At 48.4% G+C, this 18,032-nt stretch carries 18 protein-coding genes; 11 read left to right on the top strand and 7 right to left on the bottom strand.

The annotated features are described in order from the left end of the window. Positions 1-352: 352 nt before the first annotated feature. On the bottom strand, positions 353-808 hold the full coding sequence (locus NV375_RS08975; protein WP_258807847.1) for a flavodoxin domain-containing protein: 456 nt from the start codon (positions 806-808) through the stop codon (positions 353-355). A 30-nt stretch (positions 809-838) separates the two neighbouring features. After that, positions 839-2,275 (bottom strand): diguanylate cyclase, encoded by a 1,437-nt coding sequence (locus NV375_RS08970; protein ID WP_258807845.1) that lies wholly within the window; start codon positions 2,273-2,275, stop codon positions 839-841. A gap of 158 nt (positions 2,276-2,433) precedes the next feature. Here NV375_RS08970 and NV375_RS08965 point away from each other — a divergent pair, with 158 nt between their 5' ends. The 6 genes from NV375_RS08965 (at position 2,434) to NV375_RS08940 (ending at position 9,983) form a co-directional block, all read left to right on the top strand. Next, the gene (locus NV375_RS08965) at positions 2,434-4,881 is read left to right on the top strand and encodes a M1 family metallopeptidase (RefSeq protein WP_258807844.1); all 2,448 of its coding nucleotides are present in this window, start codon (positions 2,434-2,436) and stop codon (positions 4,879-4,881) included. Then, complete coding sequence (locus NV375_RS08960) at positions 4,878-5,393, top strand: DUF6702 family protein (protein ID WP_258807843.1); 516 nt, start codon at positions 4,878-4,880, stop codon at positions 5,391-5,393. The genes NV375_RS08965 and NV375_RS08960 overlap by 4 nt, the downstream gene beginning before the upstream one ends. Before the next feature lie 15 nt (positions 5,394-5,408). After that, positions 5,409-5,867, top strand: a complete 459-nt coding sequence (locus NV375_RS08955) for a hypothetical protein (protein WP_258807842.1) — start codon at positions 5,409-5,411, stop codon at positions 5,865-5,867. Continuing rightward, entirely contained in the window at positions 5,864-6,982 is a 1,119-nt protein-coding gene (locus NV375_RS08950; RefSeq protein ID WP_258807841.1) for a PQQ-dependent sugar dehydrogenase, read from the top strand. Before NV375_RS08955 ends, NV375_RS08950 begins: the two co-directional genes overlap by 4 nt. A gap of 18 nt (positions 6,983-7,000) precedes the next feature. Next, a complete protein-coding gene (locus NV375_RS08945; RefSeq protein ID WP_258807840.1) occupies positions 7,001-9,247 on the top strand; it encodes a PAS domain-containing protein in 2,247 nt (748 codons plus the stop codon). Positions 9,248-9,353: 106 nt separating this feature from the next. Further along, positions 9,354-9,983 carry an OmpA family protein gene (locus NV375_RS08940; RefSeq protein ID WP_258807839.1) on the top strand — a complete coding sequence of 210 codons (630 nt, stop codon included), beginning with the start codon at positions 9,354-9,356 and terminating at the stop codon, positions 9,981-9,983. Between the two features lie 47 nt (positions 9,984-10,030). On the opposite strand, the gene NV375_RS08935 is transcribed toward NV375_RS08940, so the two are convergent. From NV375_RS08935 to flgA, 5 genes are all read right to left on the bottom strand, one after another. Next, the gene (locus NV375_RS08935) at positions 10,031-11,716 is read right to left on the bottom strand and encodes an FUSC family protein (protein WP_258807838.1); all 1,686 of its coding nucleotides are present in this window, start codon (positions 11,714-11,716) and stop codon (positions 10,031-10,033) included. Continuing rightward, positions 11,697-12,839: a dicarboxylate/amino acid:cation symporter gene (locus tag NV375_RS08930; RefSeq protein ID WP_258807836.1), complete on the bottom strand. Its 1,143-nt coding sequence runs from the start codon at positions 12,837-12,839 to the stop codon at positions 11,697-11,699. Before NV375_RS08930 ends, NV375_RS08935 begins: the two co-directional genes overlap by 20 nt. 60 nt (positions 12,840-12,899) lie before the next feature. After that, complete coding sequence (locus tag NV375_RS08925; protein ID WP_258807835.1) at positions 12,900-13,355, bottom strand: flagella synthesis protein FlgN; 456 nt, start codon at positions 13,353-13,355, stop codon at positions 12,900-12,902. Continuing rightward, on the bottom strand, positions 13,355-13,636 hold the full coding sequence (gene flgM / locus NV375_RS08920; protein WP_258807833.1) for a flagellar biosynthesis anti-sigma factor FlgM: 282 nt from the start codon (positions 13,634-13,636) through the stop codon (positions 13,355-13,357). The genes NV375_RS08925 and flgM overlap by 1 nt, the downstream gene beginning before the upstream one ends. Before the next feature lie 81 nt (positions 13,637-13,717). Beyond that, positions 13,718-14,419: a flagellar basal body P-ring formation chaperone FlgA gene (gene flgA / locus NV375_RS08915; protein ID WP_258807832.1), complete on the bottom strand. Its 702-nt coding sequence runs from the start codon at positions 14,417-14,419 to the stop codon at positions 13,718-13,720. 150 nt (positions 14,420-14,569) lie between these two features. Here flgA and flgB point away from each other — a divergent pair, with 150 nt between their 5' ends. Genes flgB through NV375_RS08890 form a run of 5 tightly spaced genes read left to right on the top strand, consistent with a single transcriptional unit; the run spans position 14,570 to position 18,021 of the window. Next, positions 14,570-14,977, top strand: coding sequence for a flagellar basal body rod protein FlgB (gene flgB / locus NV375_RS08910; protein WP_258239636.1), 408 nt, complete (start codon positions 14,570-14,572; stop codon positions 14,975-14,977). A 10-nt stretch (positions 14,978-14,987) separates the two neighbouring features. After that, the gene (gene flgC, locus NV375_RS08905) at positions 14,988-15,383 is read left to right on the top strand and encodes a flagellar basal body rod protein FlgC (RefSeq protein ID WP_126772349.1); all 396 of its coding nucleotides are present in this window, start codon (positions 14,988-14,990) and stop codon (positions 15,381-15,383) included. An 8-nt stretch (positions 15,384-15,391) separates the two neighbouring features. Next, on the top strand, positions 15,392-16,069 hold the full coding sequence (locus NV375_RS08900) for a flagellar hook assembly protein FlgD (RefSeq protein ID WP_258239637.1): 678 nt from the start codon (positions 15,392-15,394) through the stop codon (positions 16,067-16,069). Between the two features lie 11 nt (positions 16,070-16,080). Further along, positions 16,081-17,259: a flagellar hook protein FlgE gene (flgE, locus tag NV375_RS08895; protein ID WP_258807831.1), complete on the top strand. Its 1,179-nt coding sequence runs from the start codon at positions 16,081-16,083 to the stop codon at positions 17,257-17,259. Between the two features lie 18 nt (positions 17,260-17,277). Next, positions 17,278-18,021: a flagellar basal body rod protein FlgF gene (locus NV375_RS08890; protein WP_258807830.1), complete on the top strand. Its 744-nt coding sequence runs from the start codon at positions 17,278-17,280 to the stop codon at positions 18,019-18,021. The last annotated feature ends 11 nt before the right edge of the window (positions 18,022-18,032 follow it).

Below are 18,032 nucleotides of genomic sequence, written 5' to 3'. Positions count from 1 at the left end.
CAAAAATTGTAGCCGTATAGTTTAACCTGAATTGGCTTGGATCGAAACGGTTAAATTTCGTTCAGTTGCTCGTTCTGAAATTTTTTTTAGCGGTCTTAAAGATCTAAAAATAACTTAAGATCTTTTGTTTAGATCTTTTATTGCTATTACTACTAGTGCGGGAAATTCTGTGGATAAGCATCTGTAGCCCTTAATAGCTAAGGATCAAAACGATCCGTAAAGTTGTGATCAATAGATGATCCTTGTTCTGATCAACCTGTGCGTAACTTGCTTGGTTATCCACAGACATAGTTATCAACAGTTTTGTACAGTGTGTATCTACAGATCTCAGAGGATCTTATACAGTGATTACTCACAAATGCGCGAGTAGAGATCCTAGCCATGTTGATGCTTTTTCCTCCGGATCGTCTTGAGACATGTCAATTTCGAGGCGTTCGATTAATCGTTTAGCACCAGCGTTGGCAAGCTTTTCATCAAAATCACGACCGGCAGCACAATAGGTGTCGTAACAACTATCCCCAACCGCAATAACTGCGTAGTGCAGAGGTTCTAAACGGGGTTTTTTGGCATGCAGATCGTCGGCGAATGCCAACATACTGTCGGCGTAGTCACCTGCGCCGTGGCTGGCAATGCAGCCGATCCATAAGGTTTCATCGGTAATCCCTTCGATTAAATCAGTGTAGTCGGGTTCGTAATGAACACGTGCAGTGTAGCCCTGTTGCTGGAGCTGATCGGCGAGTTGATCAGCCAAATATTCTGTGTTTCCTGAAGTGGTAGCGACCAGGATTTCAATAGATGTAATAGCCATGATGGCAACCTTAAAACGTACAAAAGATACTTAAGATGATACCACTTGATCGCGACCTTTGCGTTTAGCTTCGAGTAAAGCTTGGTCGGCACGTTGTAAGGCTTCATTGATGGATTCGTGGGCTTGGATCTCAACGATACCAAAACTCGCCTTGATTTGTACTAACCCCTTAGGCGTTGGGATAGCTGGGAGTGAATGACGTAGGCGTTCAGCAGTTGTAGTGGCTTGCGTTAAGTTTTGTTCGGGTAACAAAATTAAAAATTCGTCGCCACCGAAGCGGGCAATCAAATCACAGTTACGAATATGGGTACGTACACTTTGTGCGGCCATGATAAGCGCTTGATCACCAATTAAGTGACCGTGGGTGTCGTTGATGTTTTTGAACTGATCAAGATCAAACACAATGAGAGCGAGCGGAAAGTCGTTACTGCGTTGCCCTTGTAGTTTGGTCTCGGCGATTTCAATAAAATGCGCCCTCGTCGCAACGTGTGTCAGTGCATCAATTTGGGTTTGGTGATGCAAACGCCGATTATGATTTAACAGTGTCGGTACAGCGAGACCAAAATAGGCATTCGCTGCGACGACACACATCGCAAATTGATAGGTGAGCGCATGTTCGTTAATGCCATAGAAACCGAACCAAAGCGCTATAACAACACTTACAAGAGCGAGAGAAAATACGGTTTGCTCCATTCTTTCGGTAAACACAATCCACATTTGCGGGATGCTAATAAATAAAATGAAGTAGGCAATAGCAGGATGCTCGTAGTAATGATCAGCAACAATAACGAGTCCGACTAAAATAAGCATCAAGGTTATTTTATGGCTCCACATAGGGCGTTTACGTTGATCACTTGCACGGCGTTGGTTCGTGGGGCGTAACCATGAAATATCGTGATCCCAGAGTCGGCTTAAAACTAAAATAAAGAAAGGTGTTAGAACGATTGCTCCGGCAAGATCACCCACCCACCAATTGATCCAAGAGTCGCTCGCTTGCACCCAGTCCATGCCATCAATAAAGAGAAAAGCTCCAATTCCAAACCAAGCTGCTAAGAGCGTCGTTAGCATTGTTACAACGAGAAAATAGAGGATACGTTGGGGCAGTTGCTGAATATCCCATTTACCAACGGTTTGCCGGAAATACAAACCGCCGATGCCGTAGGCAAAAGTATGCGCGAGCGCTAACATCAGACTGTTATAAGCTTGTTCCATATAAGGTAGTGCGCTACCGAGCTGCAGATACATCCACATGCCAACAATTAAGGCTGCCATGAGGATCGGTAAAAAAGCGCGCGTACCGATTAGGATGAACGCTGCAAGCGATAGCCCTGCTGGCGGGAACCAAAGACTAATAAAAGGTTGGTATTCCATTAGTGTCGCCGTCCACCAGACCAATACCCAAAGCGCGATAAAGGCTAGGTAGCGAAAAGATGAAGCAGAAAATTGTCGGATAGCGGGCGCTGACACAGTGGAGATCCATCTACTTACTTTTATTTAACTAACTTTATGTAAAGCACATTTAGCGATAAAAGGAAACTTTTTACGACCAACGCAATGGTTTGAACAAGCTCGGTTTGGTACTTTAAGCGAGTGATTTTAAAATACTTCGAAAAAAGAGAGCTCCCATGCATCGTTCAAGTTTCTGGTTAGCCTTTGCGGCGCTAACCGTGGCAGGTTTTGGTTCGATTGGTGATGTGTCAGCATCAGCAATTAAGCAGACAAAAGGCGATTTTGAAGATAAATTTCGCCAGTTAGATGAAGTGTTACCCACTCCCAATGTTTATCGGAGTGCGGCTGGCGAGCCAGGCGAAAGCTATTGGCAACAGCGCGCCGACTATGACATCAACGTGCGTTTAGACGAGAAAAAACGTCGACTTGATGCTTCCGAAACCATCACCTATCACAATAATTCACCTTACACACTAAAGTATGTGTGGATTCAACTGGATCAGAATATCTTCCGTGATGATTCACGTGCCGAGCGCAGTGCAACCTTTGGTAGCCATCCCGATACCGATCTAGACGGGATTGATAAACCTGCACGGCTTTCGTTAGGTCAATTAAGACGTCAGCAGTTTATGACCGATAACGAGCTCGGTTTTGCCATTGATAAAGTTGCTACGGCGAGTGATGAAGCGTTAAGTTTTACTATTGTTGGCACCAATATGCGTGTCGATTTAGCTGAACCATTGGCACCTGGCGAGCAAACTGAACTAGCGATTGATTTTGGTTTTAACATTGTTGAAGAAGATGCCGTTGGTGCGCGTTCGGGTTACGAACATTTTCCTGATGACGCACGTGACGGTGGCAATGACATCTTTTTGCTAGCGCAATGGTACCCGCGTGTTGCGGCATTTACGGATTACGAAGCGTGGACCAATAAAGAATTTTTAGGCCGAGGTGAGTTCACCATGGAATTCGGCGAATTTAATGTCGCTATTGATGTACCCGCCGATCACATTGTTTCAGCGAGTGGCGTGTTGCAAAATCCGGAGCAAGTGCTTACCACCACACAGCGCGAGCGCTTAGAAGAAGCCCGTACGTCGAAGCGTCCAGTTTTTGTAGTCACCGCAGAAGAGGCTTTAGAGAACGAAAAAGCGGGGACAGACGAACGTAAAGTATGGCGCTTTAAAGCAGAGAACGTGCGTGACTTTGCGTGGGCTTCATCGCGTAAATTTATGTGGGATGCAAAAGGCTATCAACAGGGCGGTGATGTACAACCAGAAGTCATGGCGATGTCTTTTTACCCGAAAGAAGGCGGTGACTTGTGGAAGAAGTATTCCACTGAATCGGTGATTCACACCATGGAAGTTTACAGTCGTTTTTCGTTTGACTATCCGTACCCTACGGCGCAATCGGTGAACGGTCCTGTAGGTGGTATGGAATACCCAATGATTACTTTTAACGGTCCGCGTACCGAGTTACAAGACGACGGTAGCCGAACTTATTCATTGGCCGAAAAACGCTTCTTGATTGGCGTGGTGATTCATGAAATTGGCCATATCTACTTTCCGATGATCGTGAATTCTGACGAACGCCAGTGGACCTGGATGGATGAAGGACTAAACAGCTTTTTAGACGGCGTTGCTGGTCGTGAATGGGATCCGCAAATTCCATGGGGTGTTGAACCGCGTGGCATTATTGATTATATGAAGTCGTCGGTACAGGTACCGATCATGACGCAATCAGATAGCGTATTACGTTTAGGGCCCAATGCTTACACCAAACCAGCGGCCGCATTGAATATTTTGCGCGAAGTGATTCTCGGGCGTGAGCTGTTTGATTTTGCTTTCCGTGAATATGCGCAACGCTGGATGTTTAAGCGTCCAACCCCAGCAGATTTCTTCCGCACCATGGAAGAAGCGTCGGGAGTTGATCTTGATTGGTTCTGGCGCGGGTGGTTCTATAGCACCGATCATGTCGACATCAGCCTCGATCGTGTTTACAAATTGCGTTTAGATACGAAAGATCCTGATATCGATTGGCAGCGTCGTCGGCAAGAAGAAGCCGATAAACCAGTTTCATTTTTTGTTCAGCGTAACGAAGCTGAAGGACGTAAAACGTGGGTTGAACTCAATTCTGATGTGCGTGATTTCTACGACGAAAACGATCGCTTCACGGTGACGAACAAGCAGCGTAATGCGTATCAGAAATTCCTTGAGAAGCTCGAGCCATGGGAGCGTCGGGTGTTTGATCGCGCGATTGCGGAAGACCAAAACTATTACGTTCTCGACTTTTCGAATGTTGGTGGTTTGGTGATGCCGATTTTGTTGCAGATGACCTATGCTGATGGAACTACCGAAAACTATCGTATTCCCGCAGAAATTTGGCGTCGCAATGCGAAGAATGTCAGCAAACTCATTGTGACGGATAAAGAAGTCGTGAGCTTTGCTGTTGATCCGAATTGGGAGACCGCAGACGTGAACATCGAGAATAACTTCTATCCGCGGAAGATTATTGAGTCTCGGATTGAAGCGTTCAAGTCAGAGCGTGGCACTGACCACATTAGCCGTGACTTGATGCAAGAAGCGAAATCAAAACTCAAAGCTGACGAGAGCGATAACGACGAATGATGCGCTGTGCATTTTTCTTGATGGTAATGTTGATGTTGGTGGGCAGTGCTACTGCCCACCAACTCAAATCGGCCGTCACTACTATTTTGTTCAATCAGCGTACGGGCAACATTGAAGTGATGCATCGCTTTGTGTTGCACGATGCAGAGCATGCAATGAGGGAGTTATTTAATAAGAAGCAAGCCGATATTCATACCGATGAAGAAACGCGTGCGTTATTTGCTGCTTATGCACTTGAGTCTTTTCATCTTGCTTCTTTAACGGGACAACCGATCACCCTTGAGCCGGTCGGGTATCAGGTCGATGGTCGTGACTTTTGGGTATATCAAGAAACCGCAATTCCTGCAGATTTGCAAGGACTGGCGGTGCGGCAAAAAGCGTTACAAGAACTTTGGGCTGAACAGCAAAACTTAGTTAATATAGAAGGCAAGGGTGCGATTAAGAGTCTACAATTCACTGCAAAAGACGAATGGCTAACGGTTTCGTTTAGTGACGATGCCGCAGATGATTAGCACCGAGGAGGTGCCATGCTAAGGACCTTAATTGCTTTTGTTATCGCCGTGGTTGCCGGTGCTATTGTCGGTAGCGTCATCCAGACCCAGTTTAATCTCGCAGCACTTATCGAACTTTCAGTTCCGATTTCTTTAGATACTCGAATTTCAACGATAATTCATGATCTTCTTAATTTTTCGCCAATTTTAGCTGCAATTTTAGCGATAGTTTTACTTGTTGCGTTACCGATTGCAGCGCTTTGCAGTCGTAAATTAGGTGGGCCCGAGCGTTGGTGGTTCATTAGTGCTGGCTTCTTCGGGTTATTGTGCTGCTTTGCCGTAGTTAACTATCTTGCACCTATGCCAACCTTGATAGCGGCGACACGTAGTTGGGCTGGACTCGGGGCTATGGCATTGAGCGGGGCTTTCGCGGGGTGGATTTTTGATCGATTATGGCATCCTCTGCCACGTGAACTTGTGGAGCCTTTAGCATGATAAAAAGCTTTTTTTTAGTCCTTGTCATAACGTTTGCGAATGTTGGTATTTGCCAAGCGGCGGATAACGAGGCGTTCCAGGTCGAGGTTGTCACTGATGGCCTAAGCTTTCCTTGGTCACTACAAGAATTACCCGAACAACGCGCTGGTTGGTTGGTAACCGAACGTGGCGGGCGCTTAATACACGTCGCTGACGATGGCTCAGTCAATGCGATACCCTTGCAGTTGCCAGAGCTCTTTGTCGCTGGCCAAAGTGGTCTGTTTGACGTGAGTTTAGCGCCGAATTTTGTGCAGACCCGCGAGTTCTATGTGAGTTATTCCTGTGGTTCTATTAGCGCCAATACAACCTGCCTAGCTCGGGCCAAGCTGTCGTTAAACCCACCGTACACTACGTCAGAAGTGCAGCAGATTTTCGTCGCACAACCGTTGCGTAAAGGTGCTGCGCATTATGGTGGTCGTATGGCTTGGTTGCCTGATGACACCTTGCTGCTGACCTTGGGTGATGGCTTTGACTATCGCGAACAAGCGCAAAACTTAGCGAATCACCTTGGTAAAGTGGTTCGTTTACAGCGCGATGGCAGTGCAGCTTCGGATGGGCCGTTTCCAACGAAGGCCGACGGTTTTATCTTTAGCTATGGACATCGTAATAGCCAAGGTATCGTGTATGACGCCCAACGTAAGACCATTTGGCAACATGAGCATGGACCGAAAGGCGGTGATGAAATTAATCAACTGCAAGCTGGCAAGAACTATGGTTGGCCGATCGCCAGTTATGGTGTTGATTACACGGGTGCGATGGTGACTCCATACCAAGAATTACCCGGTGTGGCCCCTCCTCTGCACCAATGGACCCCCTCGCTAGCGCCCTCAGATATGGCGCTTTATGCTGGTCAGTTATTTGCCGATTGGCAAGGCGATTTGTTGGTGACGCATTTGGCTGGGAAAAGATTACAACGGCTGCGTTTAGTCGACGGGCTGTGGCAAGTGATGAGTGAGCATGCTTTCGTTAACAACAGTCGGTTACGAGCCGTTGCAGTGGCTCGAGATGGCGCTATATGGCTTGCCACTGACGCTGAAAATGGACAATTACTTAGGCTGACCCCGAAGGGAAGCTAACTCGCTAAGGAGTGGGCTATGCCCGATATTGAAAAGAACCAGCAACCCGTGCCGCCATCATTCGAGCAACCATGGTGGAGCAAGGCCATTGTTCTACTGGCGATGCTATTCGTATTTTTGCTTGAGGCGCAAACTCAGTTAGGTTTCGCCCATGGCTTTTTGCATTTGCCCATTGTGTTGTTCTGTTTGTTTGCGGCTTCACACAAGTTTGCTCGCGGCGTTGCTTGGGCATCGTGTTTATTAATCGTATTGGGTTATCTTATTTCGCCACCGCCGCCAATAGGATTCTCTGAATTATTCGTGGTGGGCAATCGCCTAGGTGCGATCGTTGCGATAATAGCGCTGTACATTATCTACACCCACTACTACATGCGCTTAAAAAGACAGCAAGATTTTGCTTATTTTGTCGAAAGTTTACCGATTCAGATTTGGACCGCCACGCCGCAAGGCGAAGTCAACTTTGTGGGTGATAAATTAGCCGCTTATGCGGGTAAGCCCAAGGGAGAAATAATTCCAGACTGGCTTAGTGTAGTGCACCCAGAAGATCACGAGCATGCTATTGAAGTCTGGTCAGCTGCGGTACAAAACCTGCACAAATACGAAGTTGAATTCCGTATGCGTCGCTTCGATGGACGTTATCGTTGGCATTTGACCGAAGCCGTTCCCGAGTACGATGAAGCAGGTAATTGTGTGCGTTGGCTGGGCTCGTCGATCGACATTCATCATCTTAAGGAAGTCGAAAAAGAAGTGACAATCGCATTAGAGCGCTTTGATTTGATGTCAAAAGCTACTAACGACGCTATTTGGGACTGGGACTTCACAACCGATAAAGTGTGGTGGAATCAAGGTTTTGAAGACATGTTTGGCTACGATAGAGCGACCTTAGAGTCAGGTCCGGAGTCGTGGTCCAATCGTATTCACCCCGACGATCTAGAAGAGGTGTTACATAGTATTCATGATGCTATTGATAGTGACGCTACGCGTTGGCAGATGGAATATCGGTTCATGCACGCAAATGGCGAGCCAATAATCGTCATGGATCGGGGGTTTATCGCTCGCGATGCTCATGGTAAAGCAACCCGCATGGTCGGTAGCATGATGAATATTACCGAACGGCGGCAACTCGAACAGCGATTACAGCAAGCACAAAAACTTGAAGCGGTGGGTCAGCTTACCGGCGGCGTTGCCCATGACTTTAATAATTTATTGACGGTAATACTTGGCAATAGTGAAGTGCTCGATCTGCGTCTTAGCGAACAGCCAGAGCTCAAAGCGTTGGCGCAAATGAGCTTGACCGCAGCCGAGCGCGGCGCCGAATTGACGCAACGCTTGTTAGCCTTTGCCCGGCGCCAACCGTTGGAGCCGACCACGGTTAATATCCATGAGACGGTGGTCGGCATGGAGCCGTTACTAAGGCGTACGTTACCTGAATCGATTGCACTTGAATTTACCGTTACTGAACAGCCTTGGCCGTGCCAAGTCGACGTCCATCAGCTGGAGTCGGCATTGCTAAATTTGTGTTTGAATGCCCGCGATGCGATGCCCAAAGGTGGTCGCATTGTTGTTGATTTATACAACCAGTCGTTCGACGAAGATAGCGCAGACATGGCTCGAGGTGACTATGTTGCTGTTGCGGTATCGGATAATGGTGTCGGTATGAGCGCTGATGCCGTTCAACAGGCCTTCGAACCATTCTTCACGACCAAAGAAGTAGGTAAAGGGAGTGGTCTAGGCCTGAGTATGGTGTACGGCTTTATGAAGCAATCCGGCGGTCACGCTAAGATCTATTCAGAGCCAGGTGAAGGCACGACAGTTCGATTGTTTTTCCCTCGTGTTGATGCGGAACCGGAAATTAAAGCCAGCGACGATGATGCGACGCTCTTGGATACCGGTCATGAGCGAATTCTTGTGGTTGAAGATAATGATTTGGTACGGCAAAACTTGGTAAGCCAACTGCAGGGCCTCGGTTATCAGGTCACTGCAGCTGAAAATGGCGACGCAGCTTTGCGTATTTTGCAGCAAGGTGAACGTTTCGACTTGTTATTTACCGACGTTATTATGCCGGGCTCACTCAATGGCCCGCAGCTGGTCGAAAAAGCCAATGACATAGATAGTTCGATGCGCGTGCTCTACACCTCAGGTTATACCGAAAACGCGATCATACATCACGGACGCTTAGACGAAGGTGTTCAGCTGTTGAGCAAGCCTTATCATGCAAAGGAATTAGCCGAGAAAGTACGTAAAGCGCTTACCGTGAAACGCTAGTGATAAAGTGCTTTGTGACCCTTAAAAATTATGTAAAGCAACCACGCAGATTTTTACCTTTGTGCTACTTTGTAAAGACACATTGTAAAGATAAAGAGGTAGCTTTATGAAAGTTTGGATTCCAGTAGTTGTAGCTTCAGCAGTGGTTTTAGCGGGCTGTCAGACACCGATGACAAACACCCAAAAAGGTGCCGCGATAGGTGCAGTGGCGGGTGCGTTGATCGGTAAAGGCACCGGCGACCACGATAAAAGTCGCTACGTCTGGGGTGCAGCAGTAGGCGCCTTGGCAGGAAGTGCCATCGGTAATTACATGGATCGGCAAGAACAACAGTTTCGCGAAGAGCTTTCGGGTAGCGGTGTTCAGGTGATTCGTGATGGCGACAATATTCGCTTACAATTGCCAAGTAATATCACCTTTGCGACCGATAGCTCGCAAATCGCATCGAACTTCGATCCGATCTTGGTGGATGTTGCTCGGGTACTACAACAATATGAGAAGACCACAATGGTGGTAGAAGGACACACTGACAGCACGGGTAGCGCTGACTACAATCAGCAATTATCAGAGAGCCGTGCTTGGTCGGTAAGTAATCACTTGGCCCGTAATGGTGTCGACACACGTCGTATCACCATTATTGGCTATGGTGAGAGCCAGCCGGTAGCTACAAATGATACGGCAAGCGGTCGTCAACTAAACCGACGGGTTGAGTTGCGCATTGTTCCAAATCGTGCGTAGCAAAGGATTGGAGAGCAAAGTGGAAGCGCGCCTTTGGGCGCGCTTTTTTATTGCATTTGATTCAACTGTTGTTGTACGCGGATCAGGTATCGGGCCGCAGTGAGTTTGTCGTTAAAACCCAGTTTGTCGGCCATTTGGTAGAGCTTAAATAAGCGATGGTAGAAACGTGCGCGATAGCGCTTTAACTGCTGGGCCGTAAGGCGCCGCGCTTCGAGTTCTTCGAGCTCGCGCTCCAAAGCTTTGAGTACATGGCGTTGACGAGAGCGTAAATTGGTCGGAAAGACTAACTTAAAACTCGCCATGGCGAGTAAAGGTGCGGCAACCACAGCGATGGCAATACCGACAGCTGTGTAAGGTTCAAAGTGATAGTGCAACGAAGGTTGCATGAGTAGTAAAAACACTAAGTTAAAATCCATGGCACCGGGCGCAGTGCGATTGTGCGACAGCGGCAAACCGGCGACGAGGATGACAGGCATCAATACCACCAACATGCCCAACAGCGAGTCAATGTGGGGCCATATAAAAGCTTGAATCGTTAATGCAACGCTGGCACCTGCGGCTTGACCAAGGAACACGTAGTACATGGTCTTGGCTGGGTTCTCCATGGTGGAGAACAACGTGAGCATGACTGAGGCGCCGAGTAATAAATAGGCGAGTTGCATCCAACCGGTGTAAAACCATGCAAAACTGATCAATAGCATTACCGCGAACGTGCGCAACGCAGCTTGTTGTGCACCCCGCCAATCGCGGTGCAGCAGCACAGAGAAACGATGGTGTGAACGTGCCGTCGAGCCACTCTCACGAAACTGAATGCGATCTTCAATCGCCTCGCTGAACTCTTGAAACTCAAGTTGTAGCGTACTGCCTTGGATAAGTTCTAGTGTGGCCTGCAAACTTTTTCGAATCGGTCGCACTTCATTATCGATAAAGGCTTGCGCCGTATCACGTAGGGCTTGTGCTAAATCTTCGCGGTGTTGTACCGAACTGGTTTCAAGTTGCGCCAGTAAACCAAGCTGTGCGTTGAGCAGCCGCCGGAGCAGCTTGGCCGACAAATGCGCTGAGGGAGAACCTGCACCATGGTCAGCGAGCTGCGTTTCAAGGTGAGCAAGGTTGGTGATTTGGTCATGTAGCGGGATTTTATCAATCGAGCCTTGCTCAAACGCGCGGGCAAGCGTTCTTAAAGTCTCTGCAGTTTGGCGCCGTACTTTGTTCACGAGGGTCTGTTCGGCACGTTTGTAGGTAAAAAACCAACCGACAATCAGGGCGGTTAAAACGCCAAGTAACACTGTGAAGAGACGGTCAAGGCCAAGTGGAAGTAGGGCGTCCGGCGTGCGCGACAGAAGCACCACCATCGATGCCGAGTAGCCGGCTAAGACTGCACCGTAAGAAATAAGTCCGTGTAGCAAGTTGGCACCGTAGACACAAAGGACAACCCACAATGTCAGGCCGATGCCTTTAAGTAAAACGGCATCTCCGGCAACCATGACGATGCCAATACCAATGCTGGTGCCAATGAGTGTGCCGAGGCTTCGATAGCCGGCTTTTTCAAACAGTAAACCACGGGTGGGTTGTGATACCCCCCAAACCGTCATTGCAGCCCATTGTGGATGCTCTAACCCAAATACCCAAGCAAGCAGCAAAGCCAAACAGGCCGCTATACCGGTTCGTGTGCCGAACCGGAAGCGGGAATAGTCAAAACCGTAATTTGCTAACTTAGTTTTGAGTTGGCTCATCTACGAGTAGCGCAATCGCTCCATCTCCGGTGACGTTACAGGCGGTGCCAAAGCTGTCTTGCGCCATATAGAGTGCAATCATCAAGGCAATCGCTGTTTCTCCAAAGCCTAGCATAGATCCAAGCAAACCGACCGCCGACATCACCGCACCGCCAGGTACACCAGGCGCTGCTAACATTACTACGCCAAGCATAAAGATGAACGGCAATATCGTAAAAAACGAAGGTATAGCGAGGGCATCATGTAAGAACATGACGGCTAAAGTGCAGCTAACAATGGTAATCGTTGAGCCGGCTAAGTGGGTCGTTGCGCACAAAGGTACGACGAAATTAGCAACGTCATCATTCACTTTGTTGGCTTTTGCGCAGCGTAAACTTACTGGAATTGTAGCTGCGCTCGACATGGTTCCCAGCGCGGTGAAATAGGCTGGCAACATGTTCTTTAACAGGTGTAATGGACTGCGTCCATGACGCAGGCCTGCCAGTATGTACATTGTCGTAAGGTAAACCCAGTGCAAGGCGACGGCCATCAGGAGCACAATGCCAAAGGTCTGCAAGGTTTGAAAGACAGTTCCAGCATGTGCCATGCCGGCAAACACACCGGCGATGTAGAATGGCAACAGTGGAATAATCACTTTAGCTAAGAGCCGCTCGATGATGTCTCGGCCTTGGTCAGAGAACTGTTTGAGGAGCTCCGCTCGCGTTGCCGCGATGCCTAATCCAAAAATAAATGCCAGAGCTAATGCCGTCATGATGCCGAACACCGGAGGCAAGTCAACGGTGATAAAAGGCTCTAGGGCTTGAGCGCTCGCCTCTGTTCGGGTACCTGCCGCCGTGAGCATCGGAACGATGAACCGTGCTAACCAATAGGCCGCAATGCCCGCAAGAATTGTGGATAAGTAAGCGATAATAAGTGTACGGCCAAGAAGTTTTCCAGAGTTTTGCGGTAACCCAGCGATACCGCTGGTGATGAAGAATAAAATGAGTAATGGAATAGTGAAGAATAGCAGCTCACCAAACAAGCTCTTGAAGGTTAACAGCAGTTGGGTGAACCACTCCGGCATGAACAAGCCAATCACAATACCAAAAACTATACCAAGCACTAGTTTAACAACTAGACCCATGTTGTTGCTCTCGTTGTGGGGTGATGTCGGAACGAACTAGGAGTCTAGTGTACCTGAAAATTAGGCTTTTGAACTAAGGCGTTGGACTTTTGCGGATTGACTACCTGATGAGGAATACGTGGGGGCGTGTTCGGCTGAACTTTCGCGCAACAAATTGAGCATTTGTTGATTATGGCGCAGGCGGTGATCGATAAGCTCGCCATTGAGACGGTTGAGTTGTGCAACACGCTGGGCAACTAAGCGCATTGCATTCCAGTCATTGACGGCATTTTCTTGCACTGCAAAAGCGTGCATATCACGTGGTGAATTACTAAACCCAGCTTGTTGAGCAAGCTCGTCGCGTTGGTGTTCCAACCCCTCGAGTTGTTCATACAATGGTGTTTTATCTGCCGCAACTTGGGTAAGCGCTTCACCGTCGATCGAACCTTGACTCAGCAGCTGTTGCTCGTGTTCGAGAAGCTGCTTGAGCTTTTCAAGTAACTTGTGTTGCTGCTGTACGACAGAGCTTAGCGACATTAGGACTGGCCACTCTCGGTGAGTTCCTGCAGTAGCGCATCGGCGATTTGGTCTGTCCGCATCGTCAGTTGACCGTCACGGATAGCTTGACGGAGCTCATCCACACGAGCTTGATCAATGTCCATGCTGCTATCTTGTGCCGTGCCGCTAAAGTGCGTGACGACTTCAGCAGCTTGTTGTTGTACCGCTGAGGAGTCAGTTGCTTTCTTCGCTTGTTCAGATGAACGTTGCGAGTCAACTTGATTTAAATTGTTAGGTGGTTGAAATCCATTGATTTTCACGAGAAATCACCTCTTTTGGAATCGCTGTCTACCCTTAACTATCGGCGGCTCAGCACATTTCTTTAGGGTAGAAGCGAAAAATTATTTTGCAACTTCAGCCTTGTTCTCACCGACGACTTTAACGTTCAGCGTTTTACGATTTTGCAACTGCACCCGAATGATATCGCCGATAGCACCTTGGTTTAAAGCTTTTGCTTGCTGTTCCACGTGGAACCCATGTCCAGCATAGTGCACTGTAATCATGTCGCCATAGTTTATCACGTTTGTTCGGTTGAGGAGCGACTCGGTAAGTGCTGCACCTGCGTTGATCGAGCGGCGTAGTGACCAGTTCGAGGTAAGGCTCTGTAATGATACGTGTTCGGCAAGCAACACATCTTGCGGTAGCTTACGCAGATCACCCGTTACCAATTTGACGTCCGCCGCCGTTAAATTTTGCTCCGCCGCAATGGCACGTGCTGTCACCCAGTAGCTCGCACTCGCTGAAACGTCGACTTGGAGAAAAAGCGGTCGTTGTGCTGAAGCTTCACAGCTCGCCTTGAGAACGACACGACCCAATACCTTATCTGGGCGATGCGTAAAACTGAGTAACGGTTGGCTGCAGGCATTGAAATAAAGCGCAGCGGTATCCGCGTTGCGGATGCTAACTTCAATGTTTTGGTAAGCAGGGTCAGCATGGCGCTGCAAAAAGCTCGTTACGCTTTTTTGCCAAGAAGGCTCGTCAGCCATTGCTGGCGCACTTATTATCAGCAAGACCCACAGCGAGGCCAGCCTGCGAAAACGCATATCAAAACCTATTTATCATAAGAACTGCACAAAGTATAAGCAGGTGTGCCTTTTTAAAACGTTCGAAATAGGACTTAAAAAATCCCCTTTTCTTTGCTTTGTCTTCCAATTGACCGCTGTACTCTGCATCGTGTGATGGAGGGTTTAGTCATGATTGACAAGTTATCGAACGCACTACAATTTCAACAACAAGCTTTGGCGTTACGTGAACAGCGGCAACGTGTATTGGCCGATAATATCGCGAATGCGGACACGCCTAACTATAAAGCCCGCGACTTTGATTTTAAAGCTGAATTGCAACGCGCAACAGCACAACAAAGCGCGCCTGTTGGGGTGGCTAAAACCCATGCGGGGCATATGTCAGTAGGCGTCTCGAACACCCCCAATGTCGATCTTATGTATCGTAATCCAGCGCAGAATCGCCTTGATGGTAACACTGTTGATATGGACAGGGAGCGCGCGGCGTTTCTTGAAAATTCACTGCGTTATCAAGCGGACATTCAGTTTATGGATGACAAAATCAGCGGCCTGCGCAAGGCCATGCAACCTGAGCAATAGGAGCTAGCAAATGGCTGATTTCTCTATTTTAGATATTTCTGGCTCAGCACTGTCTGCGCAATCCAAGCGGATGAATGTGGCCGCGAGCAATTTAGCGAATGCGAATAGTGTCGCTGGGCCAAATGGTGAACCGTACAAAGCGAAGCAAGTGATTTTTGAGCAACAGTTAGCCAGTGGCGGAGTAGCGGTAAAAGAGGTCGTAGCTTCCGAAGCCCCTCCTCGTATGGAGTACAAGCCTGGGCATCCGCTTGCGAATGACGAAGGTTACGTGGCGATGCCAAATGTCGATCCGGTTGCTGAAATGGTGAATATGATTTCTGCCAGCCGTTCTTATCAAGCAAACGTTGAGGTAATGAACACCAATAAAGATTTGCTGATGCGTACACTCACCATCGGTAAAGGCTAGGAGGCGCGATGAATACCATCGACAGTAATGTGCTGAATCAAATCAACCAAGCACCGAAATCTGAGCAAATTGCATCCGATAGCGAGAGCATGCGGAACAACTTTATGACCTTGTTGGTCACGCAATTGCGCAATCAAGATCCATTGAACCCAATGGAAAATAACGAAATGACTTCGCAGTTAGCGCAAATCAACACGGTTAGCGGAATCGAGTCATTGAACACGACAATGCAAAACATCAATGGCCAAATTGAAGCCGGTCAAGCGATGCAAGCCTCGGCCATGATTGGTCGGGCAGTGTTGGTCCCAGGGCAGCGCATCATGGTTGGCGCGGAAGCCAATGACATTACGCCGTTCGGCTTCGAGCTCAACAGTGCAGCTGAAAGCGTAAAGGTCAATATTTTCAATGAAAGCGGAATGTTAGTTCGACAGATGGATCTTGGCAGTGTTGGCTCAGGTACGCAAACGTTTACCTGGGACGGTCAAATGAACGACGGCAATACTGCACCCGCAGGTGCATACCGTTTTGCGATTGAAGCAAACAATGGTGAGCAAGCTGTCACTTCAGAAACATTTAATTACGCTCAGGTTATTGCGGTAAGTAACAGCGCTGAAGATGGCGTTCGTTTGGACTTAGGCGGAATTTTTGAACCGGTGCGTTTACAAGACGTACGGCAAATCATTTAAGGAGCTCGATTATGGGTTTTTCACAAGCACTTTCAGGTTTACGCGCAGCGGCAACAAATCTTGATGTCGTTAGTAATAACATTGCGAACTCACAAGTGGTTGGTTTCAAATCAGCCCGCGCACAATTTGCTGACGTATACGCCAGTGCGCAGGTGGGTTTGGGTACTCGAGTAGCTGGTATTTTCCAAGACTTCAGTGATGGCAACATCGAAGCGACGTCACGTAACATGGACATAGCGATTGCCGGTAAAGGCTTTTTCCGCTTGGATCAGCAAGACCAAATCCAGTTCTCTCGTAATGGTCAGTTCACCATTGATAAAAACGGCTACATTGTCAACGCAGACGGCGCACGATTAACCGGTTATCCACGCGGCGAGGGCTTCGGTGGTCAACCTGAAGTTCTGCAAATTCCTTCTGCTGGACTTGAGGCGAACCCAACAGCGAACGTATCGGGTGTCTTCAACCTCGATGCAGGAAGCCCTGTTTTGCCTGCCGGCACGTTTGATATGAACGATTCAGACACCTACTCGTATGCAAACTCAATCACCATGTACGACTCGCTGGGTAATGCGCACCCAAGCATGATGTACTTTACCAAAATCGGTGATAACCAGTGGGAAGTGCGTATTTCACGTGGCGGTGAGCTGGCTCCTGAAGTGGGACAAATTGACTTCGACACTAATGGCTTGCTGGTTAACCAAACAAACATGGATGCCTTTACGTTTGCGCCTGGCGCTGGTGCGGCAAATATGTCAGTCGAGTTTGAACTTGATGGCACTACCCAATTTGCGAATCAGTTCGAACAAACAGAAATCGCTCAAGATGGTTATGTGTCAGGTACGTTGATGCAAGTTGCAGTCGATGAAAATGGCGGCATTATCGGCACTTATTCAAACGAACAACAGGTGACGTTAGGTACCGTAGCTTTAGCAAACTTCCAAAGTCTTGAAGGCTTAAAGTCAGTTGGTGGTAATGCTTGGATTGAAACAAAAAGCTCGGGTATCCCGATTCTTTCAGTTCCTGGTGAAGGTCAGTTTGGTTCGTTGATGTCTGGTGCAGTAGAGGCGTCAAACGTCGACTTAACGCAAGAGCTGGTCGCCATGATCATTGCGCAGCGTAACTATCAAGCGAACGCGCAAAGCATCAAAGCACAGGATGAAGCCTTACAGACAACCATGCAGTTGAAGTAAGACTGAAGGGGTAAACCGATGGACGCAATGATCTATACCGCAATGAATGGTGCGCGCCAAACGCTCGATGAGCAGACGGTGGTCACGCACAATTTAAGCAACGTTTCGACGACAGGCTTTCGTGCGCAGCTTGCTGCAGCGCGAGCTGTCCCAATAAACGGCGTCGGTGTGCATGATACGCGCGTGGCATCGGTTGCCGCAACGGGGCTATTCAACAGCCAGCAAGGCGCACTGCAAACGACCGAGCGTGAGCTTGATGTTGCTTTGGCGGAAAACAACTGGCTGGCGGTACAAACACCAGCTGGCGAGGCTTACACCAAGCGTGGTGACTTGCAAGTTGATGCCAATGGCCAGTTAAGCGTTAACGGCATGCCGGTGCTGGGCGATGGTGGGCCGATCATGATACCGATGGGAACACAGTTATCCATTGGCGATGACGGCACCATAAGCGGTATTGGGCTTGGTGGTGATCCGAATGAACTGGTTCCTTTTGATCGCATGAAATTAGTACGGGTCGATCAACCCAATCAACTTGAACGGCGCGAAGACGGCTGGTTTCAGTCGTTGACGGGCGGTCCATTGGCGCGCGATGAAAACGGTAGTTTACGCTCGGGCGCCTTGGAAAGTAGCAACGTCAATGCGGTTGAAGCCATGGTGGCGATGATTGATACCCAGCGACGTTACGAACTTAATATGAATGTTATCAAAACCGCAGATGAATCTGCTCAGCAGGCCAACAGCTTGCTATCGGTGAAAGGTTAAAGGGGGTTACC

Origin of the sequence: Pseudidiomarina sp. CB1 (assembly GCF_024752025.1) — a bacterium.
Classification (GTDB): Bacteria; Pseudomonadota; Gammaproteobacteria; order Enterobacterales; family Alteromonadaceae; genus Pseudidiomarina.
Note: the sequence above shows the minus strand (reverse complement) of the source record. Positions and strands in the feature narration are given on the sequence as shown.